Annotated in this window: 14 protein-coding genes; 8 read left to right on the top strand and 6 right to left on the bottom strand. The window is 70.9% G+C overall.

Annotation, left to right across the window (positions count from 1 at the left end):
* On the top strand, window positions 1–3027 hold the full coding sequence (locus NE358_RS12390; protein ID WP_289938949.1) for an alpha-mannosidase: 3027 nt from the start codon (window positions 1–3) through the stop codon (window positions 3025–3027).
* A gap of 335 nt (window positions 3028–3362) precedes the next feature.
* Here NE358_RS12390 and NE358_RS12385 read toward each other — a convergent pair whose 3' ends face one another.
* The 3 genes from NE358_RS12385 to NE358_RS12375 are packed head-to-tail and all read right to left on the bottom strand — an operon-like array spanning window position 3363 to window position 5634.
* A complete protein-coding gene (locus tag NE358_RS12385; RefSeq protein WP_141376221.1) occupies window positions 3363–4190 on the bottom strand; it encodes an alkaline phosphatase family protein in 828 nt (275 codons plus the stop codon).
* Window positions 4190–4879 (bottom strand): phosphonatase-like hydrolase, encoded by a 690-nt coding sequence (locus tag NE358_RS12380; protein WP_103206068.1) that lies wholly within the window; start codon window positions 4877–4879, stop codon window positions 4190–4192. Before NE358_RS12380 ends, NE358_RS12385 begins: the two co-directional genes overlap by 1 nt.
* On the bottom strand, window positions 4876–5634 hold the full coding sequence (locus tag NE358_RS12375) for a GntR family transcriptional regulator (RefSeq protein ID WP_116239154.1): 759 nt from the start codon (window positions 5632–5634) through the stop codon (window positions 4876–4878). The genes NE358_RS12380 and NE358_RS12375 overlap by 4 nt, the downstream gene beginning before the upstream one ends.
* 171 nt (window positions 5635–5805) lie before the next feature.
* Between NE358_RS12375 and NE358_RS12370 the strand changes: the two genes are divergently transcribed.
* The 6 genes from NE358_RS12370 to NE358_RS12345 are packed head-to-tail and all read left to right on the top strand — an operon-like array spanning window position 5806 to window position 11506.
* Window positions 5806–6945 carry a TIGR03364 family FAD-dependent oxidoreductase gene (locus NE358_RS12370; protein ID WP_289938941.1) on the top strand — a complete coding sequence of 380 codons (1140 nt, stop codon included), beginning with the start codon at window positions 5806–5808 and terminating at the stop codon, window positions 6943–6945.
* Between the two features lie 42 nt (window positions 6946–6987).
* Window positions 6988–8166, top strand: a complete 1179-nt coding sequence (locus NE358_RS12365) for an ABC transporter substrate-binding protein (protein WP_499317891.1) — start codon at window positions 6988–6990, stop codon at window positions 8164–8166.
* A 7-nt stretch (window positions 8167–8173) separates the two neighbouring features.
* The gene (locus NE358_RS12360) at window positions 8174–9094 is read left to right on the top strand and encodes an ABC transporter permease (RefSeq protein ID WP_289938939.1); all 921 of its coding nucleotides are present in this window, start codon (window positions 8174–8176) and stop codon (window positions 9092–9094) included.
* Window positions 9091–9903, top strand: coding sequence for an ABC transporter permease (locus NE358_RS12355; RefSeq protein ID WP_289938936.1), 813 nt, complete (start codon window positions 9091–9093; stop codon window positions 9901–9903). The genes NE358_RS12360 and NE358_RS12355 overlap by 4 nt, the downstream gene beginning before the upstream one ends.
* The gene (locus NE358_RS12350; RefSeq protein WP_103206072.1) at window positions 9900–10967 is read left to right on the top strand and encodes an ABC transporter ATP-binding protein; all 1068 of its coding nucleotides are present in this window, start codon (window positions 9900–9902) and stop codon (window positions 10965–10967) included. Before NE358_RS12355 ends, NE358_RS12350 begins: the two co-directional genes overlap by 4 nt.
* A 41-nt stretch (window positions 10968–11008) precedes the next feature.
* Entirely contained in the window at window positions 11009–11506 is a 498-nt protein-coding gene (locus NE358_RS12345) for a hypothetical protein (RefSeq protein WP_289938934.1), read from the top strand.
* Here NE358_RS12345 and NE358_RS12340 read toward each other — a convergent pair.
* The 3 genes from NE358_RS12340 to NE358_RS12330 all read right to left on the bottom strand — a co-directional run bounded on the left by NE358_RS12340 (window position 11484) and on the right by NE358_RS12330 (window position 15545).
* Window positions 11484–11978, bottom strand: coding sequence for a hypothetical protein (locus tag NE358_RS12340; protein WP_289938931.1), 495 nt, complete (start codon window positions 11976–11978; stop codon window positions 11484–11486). The genes NE358_RS12345 and NE358_RS12340 overlap by 23 nt on opposite strands.
* A 4-nt stretch (window positions 11979–11982) precedes the next feature.
* Complete coding sequence (locus NE358_RS12335) at window positions 11983–13989, bottom strand: primary-amine oxidase (protein WP_289938929.1); 2007 nt, start codon at window positions 13987–13989, stop codon at window positions 11983–11985.
* A gap of 80 nt (window positions 13990–14069) precedes the next feature.
* Window positions 14070–15545, bottom strand: a complete 1476-nt coding sequence (locus NE358_RS12330; RefSeq protein WP_289938927.1) for an APC family permease — start codon at window positions 15543–15545, stop codon at window positions 14070–14072.
* A gap of 213 nt (window positions 15546–15758) precedes the next feature.
* Here NE358_RS12330 and NE358_RS12325 point away from each other — a divergent pair, with 213 nt between their 5' ends.
* Complete coding sequence (locus NE358_RS12325) at window positions 15759–17258, top strand: APC family permease (RefSeq protein WP_289938924.1); 1500 nt, start codon at window positions 15759–15761, stop codon at window positions 17256–17258.
* Window positions 17259–17283 lie beyond the last annotated feature (25 nt).

Raw genomic sequence — 17283 nt, 5'->3', positions numbered from 1 at the left:
ATGCACGACCGCACCGCGCTCATCGAGATGCGCATCGAACGCTTCGTCCGCGAGCGTCTCGCCCCCGCCGTCTACCGCGCCCGTCAGCCCCTCGACATCCAGGCATGGGAGGCGCCGGGCGAGCCCGTGACCTTCGCCGAGGCTCGGGGTGCCGAGTACCGCCCCTTCGCGATCGGAACGCCGTGGGGTCGAGCGTGGGGGACGACCTGGTTCGCCGTCTCCGGCGAGATCCCCGCTGCGTGGCGCGACGCCGACGGTTCCCTGCCGGAGGGCACCGTCGCCGAGCTCGTGATCGATCTCGGCTTCACCGCCGGACAGAGCGGCTTCCAGTGCGAGGCGCTCGTCTGGAACCGCGAGGGCGCCCCCATCAAGGGCGTCTCGCCGTTCAACAACGCCAGCCCGGCCGCGGTCGACCCCGACGGTCGCGTCGACGTGCTCGTCGAGGCCGCCTCGAACCCCGACGTGGGCAGCCTCTTCACCTTCGAGCCGACGCACCTGGGTGACCTCGCCACCGCGGGCGACGCTCCTCTCTATACGCTCCGCGACATGTCGATCGGCCTCCGCGATCTCGCGGTGTGGGAGCTCCTGCAGGACTTCCGCCTGCTCCACGGCCTCATCGCCGAGCTCGACGCCACCTCCGCGCGCCGAGCGACGCTCGTCGAGGCGATGGATGCCGCGATCGACGCGGTCGATCCCGAGGACGTCGCGGGCACGGCGCAGGCCGGTCGCGACGTGCTCGCTCCGCTGATGGCGGCGCCCGCGGCATCCAGTGCCCACGTCCTGCACGCCGTCGGGCACGCGCACATCGACTCGGCGTGGCTGTGGCCCGTACGCGAGACGGCGCGCAAGGTGTCGCGCACGTTCAGCAACGTCCTCTCGCTGATGGACGAAGATCCGGAGTTCGTGTTCGCGTCGTCGTCGGCGCAGCAGTTCGCGTGGATGAAGGAGCACTACCCGGCGCTCTGGGACCGGCTGAAGGCGCGTGTCGCCGAGGGACGCTTCGTGCCGGTGGGCGGTATGTGGGTCGAATCCGACACCAACATGGTCGGCGGCGAGGCGATGGCCCGGCAGTTCGTCGAGGGCAAGACGTTCTTCCTCGAGGAGTTCGGCATCGACACCGAAGAGGTGTGGCTGCCCGACTCGTTCGGCTACAGCGGTGCCCTTCCGCAGATCATGAGAGCCGCGGGCGCGCGCTGGTTCCTCACGCAGAAGATCTCGTGGAACGAGACCAACCGCATCCCGCACCACACTTTCCGCTGGGAGGGCATCGACGGGTCGCGCATCTTCACGCACTTCCCGCCGGTCGACAAGTACAACTCCGAGGTCACCGCGGCCGACCTGGCCCACGCCGAGCGCAACTTCGCCGACAAGGGTCGCGCGCGCACCTCGCTGCTGCCGTACGGCTTCGGCGACGGCGGCGGCGGACCCACGCGCGAGATGACCGCGACGATCGCCCGCACGCACTCGCTCGAGGGCGCCCCGGTGGTGAAGCACTCCACCCCGCGGGAGTTCTTCGAGACCGCCGAGGCCGAGTACGCCGACCCGGCCGTGTGGGCGGGGGAGCTGTACCTCGAGTTCCACCGCGGCACGTACACCAGCCAGCTGCGCACGAAGCAGGGCAACCGCCGCAGCGAGCACCTGCTGCGCGAGGCCGAGCTGTGGGCGGCCACCGCGACCGTCCGCACGGGCGCCGCCTACCCGGCTGAGACGTTCCAGCGCCTGTGGCGCCTGGTCCTGCTGCAGCAGTTCCACGACATCCTGCCCGGCACGTCGATCGCCTGGGTGCACCGGGATGCCGAGCGCAATTACGCCGCGATCGCGGCGGAGCTCGAGCAGATCATCGCCGACAGCCTCCGGGCGCTCGTGGGCACGGGCGACCGCGCGGTCGTGGCGAATGCCGCCCCGCACCGCCGTTCCGGCGCTCCCGCTCTCGCGATCGCCCCGGCGAGCCCCGACGGCGACGTGACCCCGAGCGCCGAGGGCGACGGCTTCGTGCTCGACAACGGCGTCGTGCGCGCGGTCGTCGACGGACGCGGTCTGATCACCTCACTGGTGGAGGTGGACAGCGGCCGCGAGGTGGTTCCGGCCGGTCGCACCGCGGGCCTGTTCGAGGTGTTCCGCGACACGCCCACCCAATGGGACGCGTGGGACATCGACGAGACCTACCGGCGCCACGTCACGCCCCTCGACTCCGCCGAGGCCGTCCGCCTCGACGGACGCGCGATCGTCGTCGAGCGCCGCACGGGGGCGTCCACGATCGTCACGCGCATCGCTCTCGCGAACGGCTCGCGCACCGTGCGTCTCTCCCTCGACGTGGACTGGCACGAGCAGCAGAAGCTGTTGAAGCTCGGCGTCCCGATCGACGTCCACACCGACCGCGCGGCGTCCGAGATCCAGTTCGGGCACATCGTCCGACCCACTCACACGAACACGTCGTGGGACGCGGCTCGCTTCGAGACCGCCGCGCACCGCTGGGTGCGGGTCGCCGAGCCGCGCTTCGGCGTGGCGGTGACCAACGACTCCACCTACGGTCACGACATCACGCGTCACGAGCGCGAGGCGGGCGGCACGTTCTCACTCGTGCGGCTGTCGATCATCCGGTCGGCGAAGTTCCCCGACCCCGGCCAGGATCAGGGCGCGCACCACCTCGAGGTGGGGATCGTCGTGGGCGCCGAGGTCGTCGACGCCGTCACCGAGGGATACCGCACCAACCTGCCGGAGCGGACGGTGACGGATGCCGCCGAGACCTCGATCGCGCCTCTCGTCGCGGTCGACCAGCCCGGTGTCGTCGTCGAGGCGGTCAAGCTCGCGCAGGACGGATCGGGCGATGTGATCGTGCGCCTGTACGAGGCTCTGGGCGAGCGCATGCACGCGCGTCTCGACGCCGGCTTCGAGGTCGTGGGCGTCGTCGAGACCGATCTGCTCGAGCGCGAGGTCGACGCCGCGGCGGTGTTGAGTGCTGCCGGTGGTGCGGTCGAGCTCGATCTGCGCCCGTTCCAGCTGGTGACGCTGCGTCTGAAGCGCTGAGGCCCGCTGCGCGTCGTCGCTGCGGGCCTCCGGGAGGAGATCCCGGGGGCGGAGGACGGATGCGAGGGGTTTGTCCTCCTGTCCCGGGTTTTCCTCCGCGGCGCGGTGCGGCCATGCGGTGGGGCTGCGCGGTGGGGCGCGGGGGTCCGGGCGCGGGTTGGTGCGGGGCCGGGCGCGAGGTTGTCGAGCCCGCGGGAGGAGATTCCGGGGGCGGAGGATGGATGCCGAGGGATTGGTCCTCCCGTCCCCGGGTTTTCCTCCGCCGTGCGGCGGGGCTGGGCGGCGGGCTCGCGCGGCGGGCCGCCGAGCCCGTGGGATCAGACGCCGGGACGACCTTACGCCGGGAGAAGCCCGAGGTCGGTGAGCAAGAGGTCGCGGACCTCGTGAGGCGCAACCGGACCCGCGGGCAGCGAGTCGCGACCGCCGAACCGGCCGAGCGCCAGGAACGAGCGCCGCTCGAGCGCCGACCCGCCGCCGTGGCCGCCCGCATCGACGTGCCCGTGATCGGTGGTGACGGCGACGAGCCAGTCCTCGCCGTGCGTCTCGGCGCGGTCTTCGACGACGTCCAGGATGCCGCCGAGCAGCGCATCGACGCGCACGATCGCGGCCGTGTACTCGGGCGCGGTCCCGCCGTGCCGGTGGCCGGCCTCATCGACCTCGCCGAGGTAGACGAACGACACGTCGGGACCCGTCTCGCGCAGATGCGCACGTGCGGCGGCCGCGATCTCGGCATCCATCGGGTCATATCCTCTCGACTCCCCATCGCGCAGGACGACGTGGTGCAGGCCTGCGCGTTCCCTCTCGGGCGCGGGCGCGATGATCGGTCCCGGGCCGTCGGGGTCGATCAGCGGGGGCCAGTCGGCGGCCGCGAAGGTCGAGCAGCTCGGGCGCGCGTCGACGGCCCGGGAAAGGAGGTCTCGACAACGGCGCAGACGATGACCCTGGAAGTGGTTGTCGACGACGCCGTGCTCGGCGAGCCGCATGCCCGTGAGCAGCGACGACCAGCCGGGGCCCGAGATGGTCGGGACCTCCATGGTCATCGGCAGCACGACTCCCGCGCGCCCGAAAGCCGCGAGTCGAGCAGCCGGGGCGGGAGAGCGCAGCGCATCGTCGACGCGCAGGCCGTCGATGCCGATCAGCAGCAGCTTGCGCGCCGCGGTCATCAGTGGGGAAGCTCGCTCGCGGAGTGCAGCAGAGCCGGGATGTCGGCGACTCCGCCCACGAGGTGCGTGTGGCGCGACCGTCCCAGATCGGCGGCGGATCCCGCACCGGTGAGAACCCCGACGACGAACCGCGCCCCGGCGGCGGTGCCGGCGGCCAGATCATTGGGGGTGTCTCCGGCGACCAGCACCTCGTCGACCGACCGGATGCCGGTGAGCTCCATCGTGCGGAACACGAGGTACGGAGCGGGCCGCGACGCGGTCACGAGCTCCGACGTGGCGAGAGCGTCGATGTCGGTGCCGACCTCCCATCCGACCTTCGCCAGGAGCCCCTCGGCCACCGGGCGGGTGTAACCGGTCTGCAGAGCGACCTTCACCCCGGCCGCGCGCAGCGACACCATCGCCTCGCGCACCCCGGGAAACAGCGTCGGGGTCGCCGCGGCGTACGCCGCGTCGAGCTGAGCGGCGAAACCGGCATACACCGCGTCGGTGCGGGCAGGGTCGCCGCCGAGCTCGGTGAGGAGGCCGCGGATGGCCTCGGTCTTGTCGGTGCCCGTCCAGGGAGCCAGAACCTCGGCCGGAACCGGAGCGCCGAGCTCGTCACCGACGCAGCGTGCGAGCAGGTCGTAGACGACCCCGCCCTCGTCGATCGTGGTGCCGGCCATGTCGAGGGAGAGGAGGGAGACGGTCATCGGGAGCCTTCCGTGGTCGTTCGGCGCACCGCCGACGGGGCCGGGGCGGTGCGAGTGCGGGAGTTGTGGACGATCAGGGACGCACGATCGGGGCGGTAGCGGTCGTCGGCCACCTCGATCACCTCGCCCGCGGCGCTGCGGGTGAGACGGTGGACGCGCAGCAGCGGCGTGCCGACGGCGACGTCGAGCGCGGCGGCATCCTGGTCGTTCGCGGCGACCGCGTCGATCGTGTGCTCGCCGTGCTCGAGTGAGACGCCTCGGTCGAGCAGCGCGGTGAAGACCGATCCGGCGTCGGGGTCGAAGTCGAAGATCAGACGCCCCACGTGCTCGACGAACGTCGAGCGCTCGATCATCACCGGTTCGTCGTCGATCGATCGCACGCGCACCAGGTCGACCGCACGGGTGTCGCCGCCGACGCCGAGGGCGGCTGCCACCGAGGCCGGCGGTCGGCGCAGCGCCAGCTCGATCGTGCGCTGGCCCGGCACCCGGCCCATCGCCGTGACCCAGGCCGAGAACGAGAAGAAGTCGTCGATGGCGTGAGCGAAGGGCGCACGCATGACCGTCGGCACACGCCCCTGCCCGGTGCTGATCAGCCCCTCGGTGGCGAGAGCGGCAAGCGCCTGCCGCACGGGACCACGTGACGCCCCGAACTCGACGCTCAGCTCGGCTGTGGTCGGCAGCGCCGCGCCGACGGGGAGCGCACCCGAGAGGATGCGATCGCGCAGCGTCGTGCGGACGGTCTCATGCAACGACATGAAGCGATCTTGTCATGACAAGCGGACGGGGAAGCGGCGACATAGGTTGTGTTCGCTCGCCGTTCACCGATCCTGGCGCGCATATATAAGAGGAGGGGCGGCGGTGAACATTGCATGACAAGTCGCGATACCGGTCGAACTCCGGTGCGATGAGAGCCGAGACTCGACCCCATGCACTCCCACTCGAGTCCGACTCCGCTGCGCGCCGACGTCGTCGTCGTCGGCGCGGGCATCGTCGGTCTGGCCCACGCCTGGCACGCCGTGAACGCGGGGCTCTCGGTCGTCGTCGTGGACCGCGACGACCGCGCCGTCGGCGCGAGCGTGCGCAACTTCGGGCACATCTGCACCACCGCGCAATCGGGCCGCGCGCGCGAGTACGCCGTCGTGGCGCGAGAGACCTGGCTGCGTGCCGGTGCGGAAGGGGGGCTCGCGGTGTCCGCCCACGGCACCGTCGTCGCCGCGCGCAGCGTCGCCGAGATGGCCGTGCTCGACGAGTTCGCCTCAGGACGCGACCGCGACGAGGTGCGCGTCCTCGGCGCCGACGAGACCGCCGACCGGCTCGGCTGGGCGGTGCCGGGACTCGTCGGCGGTGCCCTCATGCCGCGGGATCTGCGCGTCGACTCGCCCGCGGCCGTTCCCGCATTGACGGCGCATCTCGCGCGGCTGGGTGTGGTGTTCCGTTTCGGTGAGAACGTCGTCGACGTCGTCGACGGGGTGCGCACGACCCACGGATCGTACGTCGCCGACACCGTCATCGTCTGCGTGGGGCACGACGTCGACCGGCTCTTCCCCGTGCTCGCCAGCGACGGCGAGGTGCGTCGCTGCCGCCTACGCATGATGGAGATCGACCCGCCGCGGGGCGTGCGAATCGACCCGGGCGTCTTCACGGGCAGCTCGCTGCTGCGCTACGGCGGTTTCGCCGAGACCGCCGCCGCCGACACGGTGCGGGCCGAGCTGGCATCCCTCGATCCCGACATGCTGACGCACACGGTGAACCTCATGTGCACCCAGCGCCCCGACGGCCGCGTCGTGATCGGCGACACCCACCATTACGAGCGCACGCTCGACCCGTTCGACGACGAGGCGCTCGACGCGTTGCTGCTCGACCGCTTCTGCGGCCTGTTCGGCGTCGACGACCTCGTCGTGCGGCGACGCTGGCGCGGCGTGTACGCGGCCAGCGCCCAGGGCCCTTATCTGCACGCCTCCCCGCGGGCCGACGTGGTCGTCGCCTCGGTCACGAGCGGCATCGGCATGACCACCGCCTTCGGGTTCGCGCGCGACGTGCTCGCGCAGCGCGGCCTGATCCCCTGACCCCCTCCCTTCCGATCCGCCTGACCCGAAAGGACCACCCCTATGATGCGTTCCACTCACCGCTCGCGATCCCGTCGTATCGTCCGCGTGACCGCTCTCGCCGCGATCGCCGTGGCGTTCGCGGGCTCACTCACCGCTTGCGCCGGCACGTCGTCGGACGCGGCCGCCTCGAGCATGACCCTCGAGCAGAAGCAGAAGGCGACCAGCGCCGCCGACTTCGGCGGCATGGACGCGCTCGTCGCCGCCGCCAACGCAGAGGGCAAGCTCAACGTCATCACGCTGCCCCCGTCGTGGGCGAACTACGGAAAGATCATCGCGGGCTTCCAGAAGAAGTACCCCGGCATCACCATCGACTCGCAGAACCCCAACGGCTCCAGCGCCGACGAGGTCGCCGCGGCGAAGGCGCAGAAGGGTCAGGACACCGCGCCCGACGTGTTCGACCTGGGCACCGCGGTGCTGCGCCAGAACCTCGACCTGCTCGCGCCCTACAAGGTGTCGAACTGGGCCGACATCCCCGACGATTTCAAGGACCCCAACGGCACGTGGTTCTACGACTACACGGGCCTGATGTCGATCGGGTACGACTCGTCGGTCATCACCACCCCGCCCACGTCGATCAACGACCTGCTCGGCTCGCAGTACCAGGGCAAGGTCGCCATCAAGGGCGACCCGACCCAGGCCAACGAGGCCGCGAGCGCCGTCTACTGGGCGACCCTGCAGAGCGGCGGTACCGCCGACGACATCACGCCCGGTGTGCAGTTCTTCTCGAGGCTCAAGCAGGCCGGCAACTTCCTCTCGGTGCTGCCGACCCAGGCGACGGTGTCGTCGGGCGAGACCCCCGTGGTCATCCAGTGGAGCTACAACAACCTCGCGTGGGGACCCGATGGCGGCTCGACCGGAAACCCCAACTGGAAGACCCTCGTGCTTCCCGGTGTCGCCCTGGGCAGCTACTACAACCAGGCCATCAACGTCGACGCCCCGCACCCCGCGGCTGCGCGACTGTGGGAGGAGTACCTCTACAGCCCGGAAGTGCAGAACCTGTTCCTCGCCTCGGGTGCCTACCCGTCCACGCTGCAGGCGATGGTCGCGAACAACACCGTCGACCAGTCGGTGCTGCAGTCGGTGGGCGAGCCCCCGAAGAACTTCGTGCAGTTCACGAGCGACCAGGCCGCGGCTGCGGCGAAGGTGCTCGCCGCCTCATGGTCGTCGGCGATCGGCTGATCCCCGCATGACCGTCGCCTCCTCCTCTCGGATCGCGACGGCCGCCCCCACCGCCTCCGGCGCCGGACCCCTCCGGCGCCGGAGTGCGGGCTGGTGGGGGTTCGCGCCGTTCGCGGTCTACGTCGCTCTCTTCCTGGCCATTCCGACGGTCGTCGCCATCGCGAGCGGGTTCTTCACGGCGAAGGGCGCGTTCACTCTCGGCAACTTCGCCGCGCTGGCCAGCCCCGCCATCATGACGGCCTTCGTGAACTCCCTCTGGCTGTCGGCCGTCGTGGCCGTCGTCTCGGCGGTGCTCGGGGCGATCCTCTGCCTCGCACTGTCGAGCATGCCTCCAGACGGCTGGGTGCGCTCGATCGTCGACTCCGCGGCCAGCACGCTCGCGCAGTTCGGCGGCATCATGCTGGCCTTCGCCTTCATCGCGCTCATGGGCGTGCAGGGCGCCGCGACGCTCTGGCTGCAGCAGACTTTCGGTCTCGACATCAACACCCTGTCATCGGACGGCCCGCTGCTCTATCAGGTGGGCGGCCTCGTCTTCCCCTACGTCTACTTCTCGGTGCCACTGATGGTGCTCACCTTCCTTCCCGCGCTCGAAGGTCTGCAGCAGCAGTGGGCCGAGGCGGCGGCGACGCTCGGCGCGTCGCGGTGGGTGTACTGGACCCGCATCGCGATGCCCCTCCTCGCCCCCGCGTTCTGGGGATCGACGATCCTCGTGTTCGCCGGCGCCTTCTCGTCGTTCGCGACGGCCGCGGCCCTGATCGACCAGGGCGGTCTCGTCGCCCTCGCGATCAAGCAGCAGCTGACGAGCGAGACGATCGTCGGCGTCGCCAACACCGCGGGTGTGCTCGCCCTCGGCATGGTGGTCGTGATGGCCGCCGTGATGGCCGTGTACTCGCTGCTCGAGCGTCGCGCCCGGCGGTGGCGACGATGAGCCGGCCCGTCACCGCCGGCCTCGGAAAGGTCGCCGGGGGAGTCATCCTCGCGATCGCCGCCATCGCCTTCGCCCTGCCCCTGCTCGCGCTGCTGCTGTTCACGTTCCGGATGCCGGGACGCTCGGGCGGTCTGACGCTCGATCACTACCTCGCGATCGTCGACCCGACGCAGGAGCTCACCTACGACGGCCTGTTCATGGGTCTCGTCAACTCGCTCGGCATCGCCGTGGTCACGGTCGCAATCGTGTTGCTGCTGCTCGTGCCGACCCTCGTGCTCGTCGAGCTGCGCTACCCCCGCGTGCGACGCGCGATCGAGGCCGTCTGCCTGCTGCCGCTCACCGTCCCGACGGTGGTACTGGTCGTCGGGTTCGTGCCCGTCTACAAGGTGGTCTCGGGCGCCCTCGGCAGCGCGCCGTGGACTCTCGCCTTCGCCGTCGGCGTCATCGTGCTGCCGTACGCGTACCGTCCGATCCAGGCGAACATCGCCGCCCTCGACATCGTCGTGCTCAGCGAGGCGGCGCGGTCGTTGGGCGCCAACGGCGTGCAGGTGGTGTGGCGCGTCGTGCTGCCGAACCTGCGTCGCGGCATCCTGTCGGCCTGTCTGCTCACCGTGGCCGTCGTGCTCGGCGAGTACACGATCGCGGCATTCCTCAGCCGCACCACTTTTCAGACCGCGCTGTTCCTGCTGCAGCAGACCGACCCCTACGTCTCGGCGATCTTCTCGCTCGCGGCCCTGGCGATGGTGTTCGTGCTGCTGCTGCTGATCGGCCGGCTCGGTTCGTTCCGTCCCTCCAGGAGTGCCTCATGACCGTTCCCGCCCCCGTGACCGGCCCGTTGACCTTCGCCGGCACCGCCGTCTCGCTCGTCGGCATCGAGAAGTCGTTCGGATCCCACACCGCGCTGCGCGGGGTGAGTCTCGACATCCGCCCGGGCGAGTTCGTCGCGCTGCTGGGGCCCTCGGGCTGCGGCAAGACGACGCTGCTGCGGGCCCTGTCGGGGCTCGACCGCATCGACGCCGGACGCATCCTCATCGATGAGCAGGACGTGTCGGGCGTACCCGTGAACCGCCGCGACATCGGCATGGTGTTCCAGTCGTACTCGCTGTTCCCGCACATGACGGTGCAGCAGAACGTCGAGTTCGGGCTGCGGATGCGGCGCGTCGACGCGGCCCGCCGCGCCGCACGCGCGCGCGAGGTGCTCGAGATGGTCGGTCTCGGCGACCGCGGCGGCCGCTACGCGCACCAGCTGTCGGGCGGTCAGCAGCAGCGCGTCGCCCTCGCTCGCGCGCTCGTCACCCGTCCGCGGGTGCTGCTGCTCGACGAGCCGCTGTCGGCGCTCGACGCGAAGGTGCGCGTGCAGTTGCGCGAGCAGATCCGCCGCCTGCAGCGCGATCTGGGTATCACCACCGTGTTCGTCACGCACGATCAAGAGGAGGCGCTCGCCGTCGCCGACCGTGTCGCCGTGATGAACGACGGAGTCATCGAGCAGATCGGCACTCCGGAGGATCTGTACCGCCGGCCGGTCTCTCCGTTCGTCGCCGACTTCGTCGGGCTGAGCAACATGCTGGACGGTGTGGCGCGCGGCGGCGAGGTCGAGGTGCATGGTCACGTGCTGCCCGTCCTCGGGACGACGGTCGAGGGGCCCGTGCAGGCGTTCGTCCGTCCGGAGGATGTCGTCTTCACGAGTGGGGACGAGGGAGTGGATGCCATCGTGGTGGCATCGAGTTTCCTCGGGTCGTTGCGGCGTACCGTCGTGCGCGCGGCCGACGGCACGCTCATCGCGGTGCAGCACGACGCCTCCGACCGGCGTGAGCCCGACGACGCCGTGCGGCTGCGGTTCGCGGGTCACCCGGTGGTGGTGCGACCGCGCTGAGGGTTCAGCGGATCCCTAGCCGCTCGCTCTAGCGTCCGGCTATGTCGTCTCTCGCCCGACGGCGCGGCCGCCCCGCGCCGCTGCGCACCACCCCGGCCGTCCGCGTCGCCGCGGTGCTCTCGTTCCTCTACGGGGGTGCGGTTACGGCGCTGGGCGTAGGGTTGACGGTCGCCCTCGCGACCGGTCAGGGACTGGGGGCCGACACCCACGAGTACCTCGTGTTCCGCGGGGTCACGACGACGATCGTCTTCTCCCTGATGGCGGGTGGGATCTTCGTGGCCGACGCGTTCCTCGTGCTGCGCGGTGCCCGGGGCACCGGTGTCGTCGTCGTCGCCGGGATCGTCGTGCTCGCGGGCCTGATCGGCGAGGTGATCGAGGCGGTCACGGGTGGGAGCGCCGTGTCCCTCGCGATCGGTGCGGGCATCATCGTGGCGGCGGCCCTGCCTGGGGTGCTGCTCCTTCTGCCTCGCGGACTCCGGTCGACGCCTCCGGTGACCGCGGACCCCATGCCCGGGGTCACACCGCCGCCACAGCCATGAGAACGACGGATGCCGCCATGGTGCCGATCTGGGCACGGTCGAGCGGTCCCGGCATCCGCCCGATTGCCGCGATGGACAGACCCGCGTACCCGGCCGCGACGGCCAGCAGGAACGGGGCCAGGGCGACACCGTGAGCATGAGCGGGGGAGGGGCCGTGTCCGCCCATCCCGAGTGAGAGAGCGGCCATCACCACCATGCCGAGCGTCGTGTGCAGCGTCATCAACGCGGGGATCTGCGGGGAGCGCCGCTGGCGCGGACGACGCCATACCGCGAGCACCAGGGCCGCCGTCAGTAACAGCGCCGTCCACCCCACCGGAGCGATCACGCCGAACACGGCGGCATCCAGCATCGCCAGGAGCATGAGCACGGATGCCATGACCTCGGGCGGCCGCACCCGCGCGCGATCGGCGGCCAGACAGCAGGCGCCGATTGCGGCGGGAGCGACCGCGGCAGCATGGAGGATCTCGCTCATCGCCTCAGCAATGGCATTCGGACGCAGGTGACTCGTCCCCGTGCGGGCCATGCCCGTGAGCACACCCGTGCGCGGCGGGCGCGCAGTGGGAGTTCGCGGGGGCGGGGACGTTCAGGACGGGGTTCCGCTCGAAGAAGTTGTACGGCTTGAGCGTGAACTTCGCGTAGTCCATGGGCATGACGGGCCAGTCCTCGTTGCGCGGGAAGTGCGTGAGACCGAAGGTGTGCCACAGCACGACGTCTTCGCCCACGAGCGGCTCGTCGCCCGCGATGAAGGCCGGGATGCCGGCCCCGCCCGGGTGCTGGTTCACGAAGTCGCCGGCGGCGTAGCGCTCGTCGGGGTCGTACTTCGTGACGAACAGGTTCTTCGTGGCGAACGCCGCGCGCGCGGCGATCGACGAGTCGTCATCGGCCAGCAGCACCGGGGTCTCGGTGGGGAAGAGCACGTACGAGGTCGCCTTCCCGCGCCCGGTGGTCTTCTCGGTCGAGGCGATCTGCCACACCCGGTTCACCGCGCCGTCGGCGACGCGGCCCGACACCTTCTCGCTCGTGATGGGCGTGACCCTCTTGGTGAAGGCGTTGCCGGCGGGGTTCGCGATCGAGATGGGCACGCGCACGGCATCGATCTCGTTGACGACGTTGGCGACGCCGTCGACCGTCATGTCCAGCCGCGCCGAGAACAGGTGCTGGTGGTACGGCGCCCCGAGGCCGGGGGCGACTTCGGAAGCGTAGGGGTACCCCTCACCCGGGTAGGCGGAGGTGAAGAGGATGCCGGTGAGCTTGGCCTCGCACTCGATGGTGCCGTCGAGATAGAGGTACCAGTAGAAGCCGTAGTCGTAGTTGCCGACGGTGGTGAAGAACGAGATGACGAGACGCCGGGAACGGCGCACCTCGCTGGACCCGGTGAAGATGTCGGTGTGCTTCCACAGGGTGCCGAAGTCCTCCTCGTGCATGCACACCGCGTTGCGGACGGTGCGCGGCATCCCGTTCTCGTCCGCCAGCACCGCGTCGACGTAGGTGATGTCGCCCACGCAGTCGCAGCCGAGCTCGAGCTCGTTCGTGTAGCGGCCGAAGAGGTACTCGCCCGTGTCGAAGTAGTTCTGCCAGAAGCGGTTGGGCGCGGGATCGGCATAGGGCACGACCATCTCGCTGATCGAGCCGCGGTACATCACGGGGCGCCCCGCGAACGACAGCTGGCGCAGGATCAGGCCCTCGCGCGTGTCGAAGCCGATGCGCAGGTCCCACTCGCCCCACGTGACGCGCTCGCCGTCGACGCTGAAGCTCGACCCCTCGGGCTGGGTGATGACGATGGGCTTGAGACCCTCCAGCGGCGGGCCCTGCAGCTCGGGGTCGTCGAAGTTGCCGTGCTCCTCGGGAACCGTGAACCCGGGGGTGTCGACGATGTCGATGATGCGTCGTGCGGCGACGTCGATGTAGGCGGTCAGGCCGTCGACGGGGTGCGCCCACGGGTGGTCGGCGGGGTGGTCCTGACGGAACGCGAAGGTGCGGAGCACCCGCCGCCCCACCTCGTTCTCATAGCCGTAGTGCCCGGCCGACAGGGGCACGAGCACGACGTCGGCGGTCGTGAGACCCCGCGCGGCGAGGGCGGCGATCCACTCGGCGCTCTCGTTCGCGATGATCCCGACCTCTTCGAACTCGGCGTCGAGGATCGGCAGCTGTCCATCTGAGCCGTCGAGCTCGGTCTGGCGCAGCACCGTGCCCGTGGCGAGCGATACGACCACGTCGAGCGAGTGCGCCGTGCGCAGGTTCAGCAGTTGCACGCGGGCGCGGCGCTCGGGAAAGCCGCCCTCGCCCCGCTCCCACGCGAGCACGTCGCCTTTCGGTGCCTCTTCCAGGCCGACGTAGGCGAAGCGGCTGGCCTCATCGATGCCGTCGAAGCCGGCGACGATGGCGTGCACGGCGGTGATCTCGGCGGGGGAGAGGGATGCCAGGGGATGGGCCGGCGTCGCGGGGGCGACGAAGGCGGTCGAGGTCGGGTCGGTGAGCGTCATGATGTCTCTCTCGGGTGCAACGGGGGTGGAACGGACGGGCGGGAACGGATGCCGCGGCGGTGAGGCCGCGGCACCCGGGGTCAACCGGCGATGGCGTCGGTGAGCTTGGCGTAGGCGGCGGGGCGGCGGCGGCGGATCCAGGCCGCCTGCAGGTAACCGAAAGCGGGCACGATGATCACGAGCGCGAGCAAGGCCCACGTCACGACACCGAACGTGGGCGCCCCGTCGGCGTCGACGTCTCCGACCATCACGGGGAAGTAGGCGACGATCACCACGGCCGAGACCGCGAGACCGACGAAACCCAGCGCCGGCGCGATCACCGTGTTCCACGGGCGCCGGTCCTGGCGGTTCCGGGTGAAGTACACGATCACCGCGACGGAGGTCACCGCCATCAAGACGACGATGGCGACGGTGGCGACGCCCGAGAGCCAGGTGAAGACCTGCAGGAGCGGATCGAGTCCGAGCAGGGCGAAGGCCGCGAGGAGGACACCGGCGGTCGCGGTCTGCACGATCGACGACACGTGCGGGGAGAGGTGCCGCGCGTGCACGCCTGACACCGACTCGGGGAGCACGCCGGCGCTCGACATCGCGTGCTGGTAGCGCGTCAGCACGTTGTGGAACGACAGCACGCACGCGAACATCGACGTCAGCAGGAGGACGTTGACGATGACCTCGCCGACCGCGCCGAGGTAGATCGCGACGGTACGGAGCATCAGCGTCGCGGGGTTCTCGGCGGCGGCGGCGAGCACGCCGTTCGGGCCCCAGGCCATCACGAGCCCCCACGTCGACAGCGTGTAGAAGACGCCGATGCCGATGACGGCACCGTACGTCGCCCGCGGGATCGTGCGGTCGGGGTCGCGCGCCTCGTCCCGGAAGATCGCGGTGGCCTCGAACCCGATGAACGCGGCGATCGCGAACATGAGGCCCACCCCGGGCGAGCCGCTGGCGATGTTCGCCGGCTCGAAGGGGGCGAGGCTCAGTCCCTCGGGACCCCCGTCGAGGACCACCGCGCCGACGAGGACGAGCACGATCGCCACCTCCGCGATGAGCAGGACGCCCAGCACCTTGCTGGAGAGGTCGATGTGGCGGTAGCCCAGCACACCGACCAGCGCGACGGTGGCCAGTGCGTACAGCCACCACGGAAGATCCGGCCCGCCCAGCGAGACGACCGTGATCTCGAGGAGGTACCCGACGTAGCCGTACACCGCGACCTGGATGGTCGTGTAGGTCAGGATCGCGGTCCACGCCGCCGCCAGTCCGGAGGGGCGTCCCAGCCCGTAGCCGATGTAGGTGAAGAAGGCGCCCGGGCGGGGGACGTGCCGCGTCATGGCCGAGAGCCCCACGGCGAACAGGAGCAGGATCACCGCGCTGACGGCGTACAGCGCCGGGTAGCCGACACCGTTGCCGATCAGGATGCCGAGAGGCCCCGCGCCGCCGACGACGGTCAGCGGCGACGCAGCGGCGACCACCATGAAGACGATGGCCGTGACACCGAGGGAGCCCCGCAACGTCCGCTTCGCCGACGTCGCCGCTCCCTTCGACTCGAGTTGGGTCATTTCGATTCCTCCGGGATTCGGGTGGGGTACGCGGTCGTGAGTCGAGGTTCCTCCGGCGCCGTTGCCGGGCCGTGTTCTCGTCGTGAAGGTGTGGCCTCGCCGAGTGAGACGGCGCTCGAGGGGTGTCTCACTCGGGGTCACGCGCACGAAACACGCGGTTCGCGGGGGTGCAACGCCCGGCGCGTACGGTCGACAGCACCCATCGGAGACCCTGTGAACGCACTTGCCCGCGCCATCGAGCGCCCCGACCCCGTCGCCGGTTTCGGCGACCGTTCGCCGCTGCACGGGCTCGAGCGACGTCGGATCGGCATCATCGACCTCGCCGCCCAGTCCATCGCGGCGGTCGCCCCGGCAGCGGCGGCGACGACGGTCGTCCTGCTGGTGGCGGGGGTCGCCCCTCACGCGACGGTCGCCGCCATCGTGGCCGCGGCGATCCTGAGCCTCGGGGTGGCCCGGACGGTCTCGCAGTTCGCCCGCCGCTTCGCCGCCACAGGCGCCGTGTACACCTACACCGCTCGCGGTCTCGGCACGCGGGCGGGTCTCGCGGCGGGCGTCGCGATCCTCACGGGGTACGGCGCTGTCGCGATGTTCGCGCTGCTCGGCGGTGCGTACTACGCCACCTATCTCACGGCGGGGCTCTGGCCGTCGATCGATCGGGCGCTGGTCACCGCCCTGTTCGTCGTGGGGCAGGGCGTCCTCGTCGCGTTCGTGCTCGTCCGCGGTATCCGCATCTCCGCTCGCGCGGCACTCGTCGTCGAGACACTGTCGGTCGCGCTGATCGTGGTCCTCCTGATCGTGCTCCTGGTGAAGATCGGGCCGATCGACCTCGCCGCCGTCGCGGGAGTCGGTGTGGCGCACCTCGATCCGACCGCGTTCGCGGCGGGGGCGGTGATCGCCCTGACGGCGTTCGTCGGGTTCGAGTCCGCCGCCACCCTCGGCGTCGAGTCGGTGTCGCCGCTGCGCAACGTCCCGCGCGCGATCACCGGCACCGTCGTGCTGTCCGGTCTGCTCTACGCCCTGGCGGCGGTGACCCAGGTGGCCGGGTTCGACGCCCTCGGGTCCGACCTCTCGACGAGCGCTTCGCCGGTCAACGAGCTCGCCGAGGCATACGGCCTCGGCGGGTGGGGGGTCGTCGCCGATCTCGGCATCGCGGCGTCGTTCCTCGCCTGCACGATCGGCACGACCACCGCGCTCGTCCGGGTGCTGTTCGCGCTGAGCCGTGACGGGGTGCTTCCGACCGCGGTCGGTCGGGCGCATCGGCGCTTCGGCACCCCCGCCGCGGCCGTCGGATGGGCGCTGCCGATCATCATGGCCGTGCCGGTGCTCGTCATCGTCGCGGGGATCGACACCCGCGACGCGATGCACGTCACCATCGGGGTGGGCGCTGCGGGATACATCGTCGCCTACATCCTCGTCTGCGTGGCCGCGCCCGTCTTCCTCCGCCGCATCGGGGAATCCACGATCGGCGTCACGGTGGTCGCCGGGGTCTCGGCGCTGGCCCTCGCTGCGGCCCTCGTGTTGTTCTTCGTCGACGACGCGGTCGAGGGAGGAGCGGTCGTCGCGGTCGTCGGGGTGCTCGCCGTCGTGTCCACCGCGGTCATCGCCGTCCTCCGCCGGCGCCACGGGCCGAGGGCGCTGGGGGTGTACGACGAGCCGGTCGCGGCGCAGGTGCTCGGGGGAGTGGTGTCAACGCGGCATCCCGGCGATGCGTGAGCAGCCGGCGCTCGGAGCGCGACAG

It is taken from the genome of Sphingomonas sp. G5 (genome assembly GCF_052660795.1).
The sequence above is the reverse complement of the archived record's forward strand: the minus strand, read 5'-3'. Positions and strand labels throughout refer to the sequence as shown.

Bases quoted from the DNA above. Each gene is read 5' to 3' on its own strand.
- NE358_RS12385 (WP_141376221.1), bottom strand. From the start codon at position 4,190: ATGACCGCGGCGCGCAAGCTGCTGCTGATCGGCATCGACGGCCTGCGC.
- NE358_RS12355 (WP_289938936.1), top strand. From the start codon at position 9,091: ATGAGCCGGCCCGTCACCGCCGGCCTCGGAAAGGTCGCCGGGGGAGTC.
- NE358_RS12345 (WP_289938934.1), top strand. From the start codon at position 11,009: ATGTCGTCTCTCGCCCGACGGCGCGGCCGCCCCGCGCCGCTGCGCACC.
- NE358_RS12330 (WP_289938927.1), bottom strand. From the start codon at position 15,545: ATGACCCAACTCGAGTCGAAGGGAGCGGCGACGTCGGCGAAGCGGACG.
- NE358_RS12335 (WP_289938929.1), bottom strand. From the start codon at position 13,989: ATGACGCTCACCGACCCGACCTCGACCGCCTTCGTCGCCCCCGCGACG.
- NE358_RS12375 (WP_116239154.1), bottom strand. From the start codon at position 5,634: ATGTCGTTGCATGAGACCGTCCGCACGACGCTGCGCGATCGCATCCTC.
- NE358_RS12370 (WP_289938941.1), top strand. From the start codon at position 5,806: ATGCACTCCCACTCGAGTCCGACTCCGCTGCGCGCCGACGTCGTCGTC.
- NE358_RS12380 (WP_103206068.1), bottom strand. From the start codon at position 4,879: ATGACCGTCTCCCTCCTCTCCCTCGACATGGCCGGCACCACGATCGAC.
- NE358_RS12365 (WP_499317891.1), top strand. From the start codon at position 6,988: ATGATGCGTTCCACTCACCGCTCGCGATCCCGTCGTATCGTCCGCGTG.
- NE358_RS12390 (WP_289938949.1), top strand. From the start codon at position 1: ATGCACGACCGCACCGCGCTCATCGAGATGCGCATCGAACGCTTCGTC.
- NE358_RS12360 (WP_289938939.1), top strand. From the start codon at position 8,174: ATGACCGTCGCCTCCTCCTCTCGGATCGCGACGGCCGCCCCCACCGCC.
- NE358_RS12340 (WP_289938931.1), bottom strand. From the start codon at position 11,978: ATGAGCGAGATCCTCCATGCTGCCGCGGTCGCTCCCGCCGCAATCGGC.
- NE358_RS12350 (WP_103206072.1), top strand. From the start codon at position 9,900: ATGACCGTTCCCGCCCCCGTGACCGGCCCGTTGACCTTCGCCGGCACC.